The 12,231-nt window shown below is 70.1% G+C and carries 9 protein-coding genes and 1 pseudogene; 2 read left to right on the top strand and 8 right to left on the bottom strand.

The window, feature by feature from the left end; translation table 11 throughout:
* Window positions 1–42 precede the first annotated feature (42 nt).
* The gene (locus ABGB16_RS16690; RefSeq protein ID WP_347668974.1) at window positions 43–951 is read left to right on the top strand and encodes a methyltransferase domain-containing protein; all 909 of its coding nucleotides are present in this window, start codon (window positions 43–45) and stop codon (window positions 949–951) included.
* Window positions 952–1,046: 95 nt separating this feature from the next.
* Here the strand turns inward: ABGB16_RS16690 and ABGB16_RS16695 are convergent, their stop codons facing one another.
* Window positions 1,047–1,319 (bottom strand): ABC-2 family transporter protein, encoded by a 273-nt coding sequence (locus ABGB16_RS16695; RefSeq protein WP_347668975.1) that lies wholly within the window; start codon window positions 1,317–1,319, stop codon window positions 1,047–1,049.
* 813 nt (window positions 1,320–2,132) lie between these two features.
* Window positions 2,133–3,251: pseudogene (locus ABGB16_RS16700) on the bottom strand (DUF4185 domain-containing protein); the annotation flags it as partial.
* A 204-nt stretch (window positions 3,252–3,455) separates the two neighbouring features.
* Between ABGB16_RS16700 and ABGB16_RS16705 the strand changes: the two are divergent.
* A complete protein-coding gene (locus ABGB16_RS16705) occupies window positions 3,456–5,039 on the top strand; it encodes a metallophosphoesterase (RefSeq protein WP_347668976.1) in 1,584 nt (527 codons plus the stop codon).
* A gap of 91 nt (window positions 5,040–5,130) precedes the next feature.
* On the opposite strand, the gene ABGB16_RS16710 is transcribed toward ABGB16_RS16705, so the two are convergent.
* From ABGB16_RS16710 to ABGB16_RS16735, 6 genes are all read right to left on the bottom strand, one after another.
* Window positions 5,131–6,618, bottom strand: a complete 1,488-nt coding sequence (locus ABGB16_RS16710; protein WP_347668977.1) for a thrombospondin type 3 repeat-containing protein — start codon at window positions 6,616–6,618, stop codon at window positions 5,131–5,133.
* Window positions 6,619–6,934: 316 nt separating this feature from the next.
* Window positions 6,935–8,035 carry a sugar-binding protein gene (locus ABGB16_RS16715; protein ID WP_347668978.1) on the bottom strand — a complete coding sequence of 367 codons (1,101 nt, stop codon included), beginning with the start codon at window positions 8,033–8,035 and terminating at the stop codon, window positions 6,935–6,937.
* Window positions 8,036–8,086: 51 nt separating this feature from the next.
* Entirely contained in the window at window positions 8,087–9,388 is a 1,302-nt protein-coding gene (mmsB, locus tag ABGB16_RS16720; RefSeq protein WP_347668979.1) for a multiple monosaccharide ABC transporter permease, read from the bottom strand.
* Window positions 9,385–10,932, bottom strand: a complete 1,548-nt coding sequence (gene mmsA / locus ABGB16_RS16725; RefSeq protein ID WP_347668980.1) for a multiple monosaccharide ABC transporter ATP-binding protein — start codon at window positions 10,930–10,932, stop codon at window positions 9,385–9,387. The genes mmsB and mmsA overlap by 4 nt, the downstream gene beginning before the upstream one ends.
* A gap of 333 nt (window positions 10,933–11,265) precedes the next feature.
* Entirely contained in the window at window positions 11,266–11,517 is a 252-nt protein-coding gene (locus ABGB16_RS16730; RefSeq protein WP_347668981.1) for a flavin reductase, read from the bottom strand.
* A complete protein-coding gene (locus ABGB16_RS16735; RefSeq protein WP_347668982.1) occupies window positions 11,517–11,981 on the bottom strand; it encodes a hypothetical protein in 465 nt (154 codons plus the stop codon). Before ABGB16_RS16735 ends, ABGB16_RS16730 begins: the two co-directional genes overlap by 1 nt.
* Between the last annotated feature and the right edge of the window lie 250 nt (window positions 11,982–12,231).

Consider the following 12,231-nt stretch of genomic DNA (forward strand, 5'->3'; position numbering starts at 1 on the left):
GTCGCGCTGACACAGCACGCGGTCGGGCGTGAGGATGTGGGTATGAGTTCATCGCAGCCCGCCGTCGACCCCGGGCCCGAGCCGGACACGACCGCGGGCGGGCCGGTGAATACTGCGGGCGCGCGGTCCAGGCCCCCATCGCCGGACTCCCCCGAGTCTTCCCCGGATCACCGCTACCTGCTCGACAACGCCCGGGTGGAGGCGGGCGAGCGGTTCACCTGGCTGGCCGAGCTGTTCGACGGTGTCACGCGTGGGCACTTCGACCGGCTCGGAGTGAGGGCGGGCTGGCGCTGCTGGGACGTTGGTGCCGGAGGACCCAGCATTCCCGAGGCACTCGCCACGGCCGTCGGACCAACCGGTTACGTGCTGGCCACGGACATCAATCCGGCCTGGTTGGACCCGCACGGCGGGTACGAGGTGCTCCGGCACGACATCGTCGGGGACCCGCCGCCGCAGCCAGGCACGTTTGACCTGGTACACGCGCGGCTCGTGCTCGTTCACGTGCCCGACCGTGCCCGGGCGTTGGCGACGATGGTGGCGGCGCTGCGGCCCGGCGGTTGGCTATTGGTGGAGGATGCCGACACCGAGCTGCAGCCGCTGGCCTGCCTCGATGAGGTTGGCCCGGCGCAGCGGCGCGCCAACCGGCTGCGGCGCGCCGTCCGGGAGTTGATGACCCGCCGCGGCGCCGATCTGCGCTACGGCCGTACGCTGCCGCGGGCGTTGCGTGCGGCGGGCCTGGTCGACGTCAGGGCGGCCGGCTGCTTCCCGGTCGGCGGGGTAGCCTGCGACCGGCTGGAGACCGCGACGGTGCGGATGGTCCGCGCCGAGTTGCTGGCCGCAGGGCTGGCCAACGACGTCGAAATCGACGCGCACCTGGCCGCCGTCGATGCCGGCGAACTCGACCTCACCCTCGCGCCGCTGATCTCGGCATGGGGACGCCGCCCGGGCTAAGCAGTCTGCCTGAAGTTCTGCATGTAGCCGGGTGGCAGCATGGAGCGGCCGACCTGCCGGCCTCCACCCACCGTGATCACAACTCCAGAAGGGACCTAGGCGCTGGCGCCGGCGTACGAGCGCAGGGCACGCCGCCAGGCCAGCGTGGCCAGCACCGCCGCGCCGGCCGCCACCGCCGGGGCCAGCAGCAACAGGTACGCGTCGAGCCGGCCCAGCAGCGCCGCGGCCGGGTGCGTGGTGAGGAACGCGACCGGCACGACCGTGAGGACGGCCTGCGCCGGGTTGCGGTACAGGTCCACCGGGAAACGGGACAGCTCGACGAAGGCGAAGGTGACCCGGCCGAGCTCCTCGGCCGCCAGCAGCCGCACCGAGACGGCCGCGCAGGAACGTGCGCACCGCCGCCTGGGCGTTGACGTCCAGGCCGAGGGTCGGCTCGTCGAGGAAGAGCACGTCCGGCCGGTGCAGCAGCGCCCCGGCGAGTTCGCAGCGCATCCGCTCGCCGAGGCTGAGCACCCGGACCTGCCTGGTGAGCAGCGGTGCCAGGTCCAGCAGGGTGACCAGTTCGTCGAGGGCCGAGCGGTACGGTCCCTCGGCGAGACCGTAGATCGCCCGGTTGACCTCGAAGGCGTCGGCCGCGGGCAGGTCCCAGAACAGGGAGTTGCGCTGCCCCATGACCAGCGAGATCCGGCGCAGGAACGCCGGCTCCCGGTCGTGCGGGGTGTGGCCGAGCACGCGTACGGTGCCGGCGGTCGGATGCACCAGGCCGGTCAGGCACTTCAGAGTGGTCGTCTTGCCGGCGCCGTTGGGACCGAGGAAGCCGACGACCTCGCCCGCCGGGATGGTGAAGCTGACCTGGTCGACGGCGCGGACGGTGACGTGCTCGCGGCGGACGAGGGAGCGCAGCGCGGCGCGCAGCCCGGGTTGCCGGCGGTGCACCCGGTAGTGCTTGGCCAGGTCCCGCACCTCGATCACGGCCCGACCCTACCGAGAGGCGCACGCCGGTCGATACCGATCTTCCCGTCCAGTGTGGTCCGATCGGGTGGGCGCGGGTGTGGGGTGGGCGCGGTCTGGGAAATGTCGGCGGTCATGGGCGAGCGACATCTGCCGCGACCCGCGGGCGATGCTGCGGATGGTGGGAATGGTGTACGTGCTACCGCCAGCCCTCCGCGCGTACCTGACCACGCCGTGCCGACGAAGTGGCTGACGTGGTAGGCGGTGCTGCGGCCGTCGAGCGTCCTGGTCCACTTCGACACCATCAGGTGCAGGTCGTTGGCGTTGCGGCTCGACCAGGGGTGGATGAAGCCGCCGTACAGGCCCGGCTCCTGCCAGCCGTAGACCTGGACCTTCTCCGCCGTCCAGACCCGGTCGGGGCCGGGGGCGGTGCGGGTGACGATGTTGCCGGTCGCGCAGTTGAGGTACGCCATGACCCAGGTGCCGTCGGCGAGCCGGCGTACCGACGGTTCGCCGAAGCGGCCGGTGAGGATCGGCGTGCACGGGCGGCCCCAGCCCCAGTCGCTGCCGTTCCAGCCCCAGCCCTCGTAGGACTCGGGGTAGAACAGCCGGTCCCAGCGGACGCGGCGCAGCATCATCGGCCCGTCCTGGCGGCCGGACCGAACCGAGAAGACGTACACCCAGTCCCCGTCGCGCTGCATCGTCCACATCTGGAACGGGTCGGTGTTGGTGCCGTTGTTCCACCACTTCAACGGCGTACGGACGAAGTCGTTGCCGTTGTCGGTGTACGCCAGGCCGGCGTAGCGGGACTTCCACTGCGGCCCGGCGGGGCCGGCGGAGTTCCAGTTCTCGATGCTCATGTACGACACGAGCTGCCGCCCGGTCTCGGGGAAGCTGATCCCGTCGTTGGGGATGACGGTGACCTCCCACAGGCCGTCGATGCCGATGCCGTTGTGGCCGTTGTGCATCAGCTCCGGCGCGCGGCCGTTGCCGGCGACCCGGGCGGCGCTGTCGAAGACGATCCCGCCCGGCGAGTTGGGGTGCAGGTACGAGCGCAGCATCACCGGGGAGCGCCAGTCGTTGGGCAGCGGCGGCCCCTCGGGCCAGGCGGTGTTGAAGGTGTCGCCGAACAGGTACCCGATGGAGCCGTTCTCCAGCACGTAGGGGATGCCGAGATCGGTGCCGGCGACCTGCCACCGGCTGTTGGTGTCGAGGTCGGCGCCGGTGAGGCGCTTGCGCCAGGTGGCGGCGGCCCGCGCCTCGCCGGGCAGGGCGAGGGTCGGGACGGTCGCCGCGGCCACGCCGGCCACCGCGACCCGGCCGAGGAACGCGCGGCGGTCGAGTGCCATGTCGGGCCGCTCCCTCCGGAAAGCGCGCCACACCAGCGCAGATAGATGTTTATGAGTGAATGGAACGTACGGCCGACGCCGGGCGCTGTCAAGCCGTGCGGGCGACGGCGTGGGCAACCAACGGCGCCCCTCCAATCGAATCGTCACGTCCGGCCGCACCACTCGGGCCCCCGCGACGAATCCGGCTGCCCGCATACTCACTGCGTGACGTTGCTGTGCGAGCCGTACCTGCTCGATCCGGGGCCCGACGGGGTCCACGTGCTGTGGCACACCGAGCAGGCCGGCAGGTGCCAGGTCGCGCTGGTCGGCGCCGGGGTGCCGGGGCTGACCGAACGGCAGGCGCACGCCGCCGCCACCGGCCCCGCCGACGCGGGCCCGGGGTGGCGGCGGTTCCCCGCCGAGACCCGCCCGCTGTCGCGTACCCGGGAGGACGCCGGGTCGTCGGTGCCGGGCCGGACGTACGCCGGGGTGACCCGCCGCCCGGTGTACCGGCACCTGGCCCTGGTCGGCGGGCTACCCGCCGGGCGCAGCCCGTACCGCGTCGTGTCGGTCGACGACGACGGCCGCGCGACCGTCACCACCGCCCACAGCCTCGCCCCGGCCGTCCCGCCGGGGCGGCCGGTCCGGCTGCTGCTGACCAGCGACCACCAGCTCATGCCGATGGTCCCCGCGAACCTGACCAAGGTCGGCGAGACCGCCGGCACCGCGCTCGACGGGGTGTTGATGGCCGGGGACATGGTCAACGTCCCGGACCGGGCCAGCGACTGGTTCGACAGCGCCCGCCGGCCGGCGTTCTTCACCAGCTTCGCCGGCCGGGCCGACGGCCGCTGGCCGGGCGCGCCGATCCTGCCGAACACCCCGCTCTACCCGGCCATCGGCAACCACGAGGTGATGGGACGCTGGTCGCAGACCGCGTCGCTGGAGGAGCAGTTCAACGATCCGCAGCCCGGCGCCTGGGACGTCACCACGTACGAGGAGCTGTTCCCGGTGCCGCGCAGCGACGCGGGCGGGCCGCGCTGGTGGTCGCGGACCATCGGCGACGTCCACCTGATCACCCTGTTCGCCACGACGATCTGGCGTACGCCCAAGCTCACCGGGCGGGGCAGGTTCCAGGAGGCCGCCGGGGACGTCGACCGGCCGGAGCGCTGGGGGCACGGCCAGTTCATCTTCGAGCCGGTCGCCCGCGGCTCGGCCCAGTACCGCTGGCTCGCCGCCGAACTCGCCTCCCCCGCGGCGCGGGCGGCCCGGTACCGGGTGGTGATGTTCCACCACCCGAGCCACGGGCTCGGCCACCACTCCGCCCCGCCGTTCACCGACCCGGTGCCGACGATCGGGCCCGACGGGATCACCTACCACTACCCGCAGGCCGACGACCACATCCTGCGCGACGTCGAGCCGCTGCTCGACTCCGCCGGGGTCCACCTGGTCCTCAACGGACACTCGCACGTGTGGAACCGGTTCCGCAACGCGGCCGGCGTGCACTGGCTGGAGACGTCCAACGTCGGCAACAGCTACGGCGCCTACGACGTGACGTCCGGCCGGTCCCGCGAGCTGCCGGACGGGTACGTCCAGCAGGGCGACCCGGGCGGCCTGGCCCCGATCGTGCCCACCGTCGCGCCGCTGGCCGGGCCCGACGGCGCCGCCCTGCCGTACGTGGCGAGCAACGACATCACCGTCTTCACGCTGCTGGACACCGCCGACGGGATGGTCCGCTCGTACCGCTTCGACACCGTCGACCCGGAGGCCGAGGTGGTCCTGTTCGACGAGTTCCCCCTCGCCGGGCCGTGACCCCGCCGCGGTCTCGACGTCTGTCGGCGGGTGATTTCGCCCCTCGGAGGGATCCGGGCCCATGCCGCGTGGCATGGGCCCGGTCACCGTGTCAGATCCCGGGCCAGGAGATCGGGCCGGTGTTGTCCGGCGGGGTGACCCCCGAGATGTCGATCAGGTCCTGCAGGTCGGGGTCGTACTCCGGCGTGGCGCCGTTGAATTCGGGCTGGAAGCCCGACGCGAGCACCACCACGCCGTCCGTGTTCACCGTCAGGATCAGCGGGCCGAGGCCGTTGGACGGCGGCTCGATACCGCGGATGTCGATCTGTCCGTAGTCGTCCTCGGAGGGCGTACGGTTGCTGTTGAACCGGACGACGACCCGGGCCAGGTCGTCAGCGGTGATCGGTCCGGTGGCGAGGTAGTCCGGGTTGACCATGCCGGTCTCCCCGCCGTCCTCCGGGCAGTCGGCCCCCTTGCACGTCTTCTTGGTCTCCGTCGACTCGACCTTTCCGTCCTTGTAGGTGGTGGTGGTCGTGGTCGTGGTCGCCGTCTCGCCGTCGTCGACCGTCGTGCTCTCGGTCGTCTTGGTCACGTTGCCATTGCTGTCGTACTCCTCCGTCTTCGTCTTGGTCGTCGTCGTCCCGTCCGCGTTTTCCTTGACATTGATGTCGGTCTTGTCGGTAATTTGGCCGTCGCTGTTGTAGTTGGTGGTGCTGCTGGAGGTCTCCCAGGTGGAGAAGCCGTCGTCTCTCGAGGTGAAGGTCTCGCTGTAATCGGTCGTCCCCCCTCCCACGAAGTTGAGGTCCGAGTCGTACGCCAGGTTGGTGATCGTGCCCGTGGTCACCGAGGTGGTTTCCCCAACCGAGGTCACCGAGGTCTTCGTCTCGGTGACGATCCGCACGTTGTCCGAGCTGCCGTCCGAGTAGGCGACCGAGTATCCGCGCCCGAACGAGCCGGGCGCGCCACCGTGGGTGAATCCGCCGTCGACGAACCGGGCCGGCTTCTTCAGGCCGTTGGGGCCGAGGTTCGTCACGCCGACGAGGCCCTCGATGGAATCACCCTCGACGCCCCAGACGGCGACGTTGCCGAGTACGGAGAAGGCCAGCTTCTGGTCCTCCCGCAGCGTCGGCTCCTCGGCCAACACCACGGTCGCGTCGCGACCGAGGTGCTCGAAGCCGTTGGCGCGCAGCTTGCCGAGGAGTCCCTCGGCGGACCGCACGAGGGGCCCCTCCTCGGGCCGGTCCAGTGCTCCGACGCCGGTGGCGAGCGCCATGCCGTCGGGGGTGTCCCTCGGCAGCACGACCAGTTCGGTGAGGTGCTCCTCGAACGAGGGCAGCTCGCGGGCGATGGCGGCATCGAAGATCTTGTGGACGTCCGGGTAGCTGCCCGCATCGTTCGGGTCGCTACCCAGCGCCTCCTCGTCGACGTCCGTGACGCCGTCCCCGTCATTGTCGTTCGACTCGTCCAGGACGAGCAGGCAGACGCGGTGCTCGCAGACCGCGCGGCGGTCGCCCTCTGCCGCCGAGGCGGCACCCGCCCCCGTACCGATCAGGCCGACCGAGAGACCGATGGCTCCCGCGGCCGCAATGAACCTTCGCATGAGCGGAAAGCTAGATCATCAACGCGGAAAGTCCATTGAAAGTTGATTACCCGACAGTGGACGGTGACCGGCCCCCGACAGGGGCCGGCGGACCCATCGTGGCTGCTCAGGCCCCCTGGGATCTGCCTGGCGGGCCGTCGCGTCGCCGCGGAAGATCCGCCCACGGGTTGAGTCTCGGATCAGCCTGCGGGCGGGCCTCCGCTCAGACCGGCGGCGGACGACGGGACGGCGCGGGCCGCCCATACTCGACGACGAGGGGTCCCGGAGCGGGTGCTCCGGGACCCCTCGGCCGTCAGCGGCTAGCCCGCGGCGGTGCTCACTTGGTGAGCGGCGCGAGCTTCGGGTCGTTGGCGTACGCCTCGGCCGCGTTCGCCTTGGTGACGGCGAGCGGCGGCAGCAGGTACGTGTCGACGACCTTGACGCCGTTGTTGTACGACTTGGTGTCGTTCACCTCGGGGGTGTTGCCGGCCTGCAGGGCCTTGACCATGGCGATGGTCTGCTTGACCAGGTTCCGGGTGTCCTTGTTGATGGTCATGTACTGCTCGCCGGCCATGATCGACTTGACCGACTCGACCTCGGAGTCCTGACCGGTCACGACCGGGATCGGCTTGCCGGCGCCCTTGATCGAGGTGATGATCGCGCGGGCGAGGGTGTCGTTCGGGGACAGGACCCCGTCCAGTTCCTTGTTGCCGTACGTCGAGGTCAGCAGCTGGTCCATGCGGGCCTGCGCACCCTCGGCCTTCCAACCCTGGATGGCGGTCTGCTTGACGTCGGTCTGCTTCGAGGCGACGACCACGTTGCCCTTGTCGATCTCGGGCTTGAGGACGTCCATCGCGCCGTTGAAGAAGACACCGGCGTTGTTGTCGTCCGGCGAGCCGGAGAACAGCTCGATGTTGTACGGGCCGTTCGGCTTCTTGGCCTTCATGCCGTCCAGCAGGGCCTGGCCCTGGAGCTGGCCGACCTTGAAGTTGTCGAACGCGACGTAGTAGTCGAGGTCGGGGGTGTTCAGGATGAGCCGGTCGTAGGCGATGACCTTCGCGCCGGCCGCGTGGGCCGCGGCGACCTGGGTCGACAGCTGCGCGGCGTCGGTCGCGCCGATGACGATGACCTTGGCGCCCTTGGTGACCATGGCGGTGATCTGCGCCTGCTGGTCGGCGACCGTCGTCGACGCGCCCGCGTACTGCACGTCGCTGGAGAAACCGGCCTCCTTCAGGCCGTTGACGAACAGGTCACCGGCGAGGACCCAGTTCTCGGAGGTCTTCGACGGCAGGGCCACACCGATCAGGGCGTTGGCCGCGAAGCCCTTGCTGTCGCCGCCGGAGCTGCCGGACTCCTCGTCGCGGCCCGAGCCGCAGGCGGTCAGAGCGAGCGCGGCGATGGCGCCGATCGCCACCGACTTACCGAGCAGTTTGCGCATGGGGAGTGCTGCCCTTCTACGGAAGTGATACGGGGAATTGACCGGTACCCGTCAGCCGGCGGACACCGTGGTCGGGGCGCGCTTCTCCCCCGCCGTGGCCGGGGAGGTGGGCGTGCCGGAACCGTCTCGGCGGAACGAGCGGGTGATGCTGCCGATGACGGAGAAACGTCCCTGGCGCTTGTTGTAGACGTCGAGCGCGACGGCCAGCAACAGGACCAGGCCCTTGATGATCTGGACGCGGTCGGTGCCGACGCCCAGCAGTTGCAGGCCGTTGTTGAGCACGGCCATGACCAGACCACCGACGATGGAGCCGCTGATGGTCCCGATGCCGCCGGAGACGGCCGCGCCGCCGATGAAGACCGCGGCGATCGCGTCCAGTTCCCAGCCGTTGCCGTCCTGCGGGCCGGACGCCGCCGAGCGGGCCACGAAGATCATGCCGGCCAGCGCGGCCAGGACGGACATGTTCATCATGACCAGGAAGTTGACCCGCCTGAGCTTCACGCCGGACAGCTCGGCCGCCCGGGAGTTGCCGCCCACCGCGTAGATGTGCCGGCCGCCGGCCGTGTTGCGGGTGTAGAAGGAGTACGCGAGGACCAACGCCACCAGGATGATGCCGGAGACGGGGAAGCTGGTGCCGACCCGGCCGCTGGCGAAGCGCAGCGAGACGAACACGATCACGCCGACCATCACGGCCATCCGCAGGATCGCGATCCACATCGGGGCCGCGTCGGCGTGCATCTCGTGGCGGGTCCGGCGCGCCTGGAACTCCCGCCAGACCACGGCCGCGCAGGCGGCCAGGCCCAGCAGCAGCGTCAGGTTGTTGTAGCCGGTGTCCGGCCCGGTCTCGGGCAGGAACCCGGAACCGATCACCCGGAAGCCCTCGGGCACCGGGATGGTGTTCGCGTTGCCGATGAACTGGTTGCCGCCCCGGAACAGCAGCATGCCCGCCAGGGTGACGATGAACGCGGGCACCCCCATGTAGGCGACCCAGAAGCCCTGCCAGGCGCCGATCACCGCGCCGATCGCCAGGCCGAAGAGGATGGCCACGGGCCACGGCAGCGACCACTCGAACATCGACTTGGCCACCAGGATGCCGGCGAACGCGGCGACCGAGCCGACCGACAGGTCGATGTGCCCGGCGACGATCACCATCAGCATGCCGATGGCCAGGATGAGGATGTACGAGTTCTGCTGGAACAGCGCGATCAGGTTGTCCGATCGCAGCGTCAGGCCGTCGGTCAGGATCTGGAACAGGACGACGATCGCCACCAGCGTGAAGATCATCCCGAACTGGCGGGCGTTGGAGGTGGTGCCTCCGAACAGGTTCTTCTGAAGGTCCTTGATCCGGCTCATCGTGTCTGCATCTTCTTCGTCGAGGTCATGTGCTTCATGAGGGTCTCCGGGTCCGCCTCGGACCGGGCGATCTCGCCCGTGATGGTGCCTTCGAACACGGTGTAGATGCGGTCGCAGAGCCCGATGAGCTCGGGCAGCTCCGAGGAGATGACGACGACGCCCCTCCCCTGGTCGGCGAGCCGCTGGATGATGCCGTAGATCTCGTACTTGGCGCCCACGTCGATGCCGCGCGTCGGCTCGTCGAGGATCAGCAGGTCCGGGTCCGTGAACATCCACTTCGCGAGGACGACCTTCTGCTGGTTGCCGCCGGAGAGCTTGGCGACGCCCTCGTCGACCGTGGGGGCCTTGGTCCGCAGCTCCCTGCGGTAGGCCTCGGCGGCCTTGTACTCCTTGACCTCGTCGAGGACGCCGTGACGCGAGATCTTGGACAGCTTGGCGGCCACCGTGGACGTCTTGATGTCGTCGAGCAGGTTCAGGCCGATCGCCTTGCGGTCCTCGCTGACGTACGCGAGCCCGTGGGCGATCGCGTCCGCCACCGACTTCAGCACGACCTCCCTGCCGTCCTTGACGATCGTGCCCGACTCGTACACGCCGTAGGAGCGGCCGAACACGCTCATCGCCAGCTCGGTGCGGCCCGCGCCCATCAGGCCGGCGAAGCCGACGATCTCGCCGCGGCGTACGGCGAAGCTCGCGTTCTTGCAGACCTGACGCTCGGCCGAGATCGGGTGCCGGACGTTCCAGTCGCGTACCTCGAAGAAGACCTCACCGATCTTCGGCGTGTGGTCCGGGAAGCGGCTGCTCAGCTCGCGGCCGACCATCCCGCGCACGATCCGGTCCTCGTCGACGCCGTCCGCCCTGACGTTCAGGGTCTCGACCGTCCGGCCGTCGCGCAGGATGGTGATCTGGTCGGCGATCGCCTCGATCTCGTTCAGCTTGTGCGAGATCATGATCGAGGTGATGCCCTTGGACCGGAAGCCGCGCAGCAGGTCCAGCAGGTGCCGGGAGTCGGTCTCGTTCAGCGCGGCGGTCGGCTCGTCGAGGATGAGCAGCCTGACGTCCTTGGCGAACGCCTTGGCGATCTCCACCAGCTGCTGCTTGCCGACGCCGATGTCCTTGACCAGGGTGTCCGGGTCCTCCCGCAGGCCGACCCGCGCCATCAGGTCGTGCGCCTTGCGGTTGGCCGCCTTCCAGTCGATCGCGCCGCGCCTGCGCGGCTCGTTGCCGAGGAAGATGTTCTCGGTGATCGACATGTGCGGGATGAGCGCGAGCTCCTGGTGGATGATGACGATGCCCGCGTGCTCGCTCGCCCGGATGTCGGAGAAGCGGGTCTCCGCGCCCTGGTAGATGATCTGGCCCTCGTACGTGCCGTACGGGTAGACGCCACTGAGGACCTTCATCAGGGTGGACTTGCCGGCGCCGTTCTCGCCGCAGATCGCGTGGATCTCGCCCTCGCGCACCACGAGGTTGACGTCGGCGAGGGCCTTGACCCCGGGGAACTCCTTGGTGATGGCGCGCATCTCCAGGAGGATCGGCACGTCGCTCATGGTTCGCACCACCTCGCCACCGTCATGGGTGCCTCCGGAAGGGGGATGACCTTCACTGGTTTTGTTGCCGACGGCAACGTATTGCCAATCGATGGACATCCGCAAGCCATCGACGGGTAAACCAGGTAACAATCCGGCAATGTCGGCGACAACGTAGGTGCGCCAGCCTCCCACCCGGCACCCCGCACCGCACCCCGGCGCGCCGACGCTCGCCGGCGTGGGCCGCACCGGTCGGCCCGTCCAGTGCGGATGCGCCCCTCCCCCGGTTGGACACATCCCCTACGGCGTCCTAGGAGGCTAGTGGGCGTCGGGTGGACGGGCTCAGCCCCGCGCTCAGCCTCGGGCTCGGGCCCAGGTGAGGAAGCGGTCGGTCAGGTCGGGTGGCACGGCCTGGTCGTGGAGTTGGGCGAACTGGTCGCGGGCCTCGGCCATGAGGGTGCCCAGGTAGACGAGGAGCGCGGTGCGGTTGCCCCGGTACTCGCTGAGCAGGGACAGTCGGGCGGGTTGGCAGGGCCATTCGGCGCCGCAGTTGCGGCATCGCCACAGCGGGCGCATGGGCGTGTGCGGGACCGTCGGCCGGGCCATCAGCGCAGCCTCCGTGCGGTGGCGCGTGCCTCTTCGTCGGTCAGGGGCAGGAACCACAGGAAGCGTTTGACGATCTCGGGCGGTTCGGGACCTTCGGGCCGGCCGCGCAGGTCGCGGATGGCCTGCGGAACCAGGAGACTGAAGCCGGGCAGGAGCGCCCGGCGCAGGGCGGCGTCGATCGGCAGGTCCGTCCACGTCGGGCACGGCCAGGGCTGTGCGCACGCCGCGCAGATCCAGTGCGGGCCGGTTGCGTGGTGGTCGGCGAGGCAGACGACGGTGGGCAGACGCGCCTTGGCGAGTACCGCCCACGCCCGCGCGGGGGCGAGCCTGCCGGCACGGTCGGGGTCGTTCGTGGGGAAGACATCGGTCGACTGCGTCAGCCGGCGCGGCAGGTTCCTGCCGCGCCGCCGCCCCGGCAGCAGCGACAGAGCTTTCGTCCGGCACCGGAACCAGCGGATACGCACATCGTCCTCCTCGGGTAGCTGGAACCGGGGCCGCCCCGCAAGGGGAAACCAGGGCGGCCCCGGGACGGAGTCCGCCACAGCCAATTCCCGGCGTGTAGCGGGTCCGCATCCGTGACAGTCTGGTTAGGGCTCGCAGATAATTAACTCGCCGGTTTGATCTTGGCGGCTTCTGCGTTGGCGATGAAGCTGACGATGTCGGTGGGCGTGTGGAACCGTGCTGTCGAGGCAATGGCCGTGTGGTCGTGGTGGT

The sequence above is a fragment of the Micromonospora sp. B11E3 genome, assembly GCF_039871625.1.
Lineage (GTDB): Bacteria > Actinomycetota > Actinomycetes > Mycobacteriales > Micromonosporaceae > Micromonospora.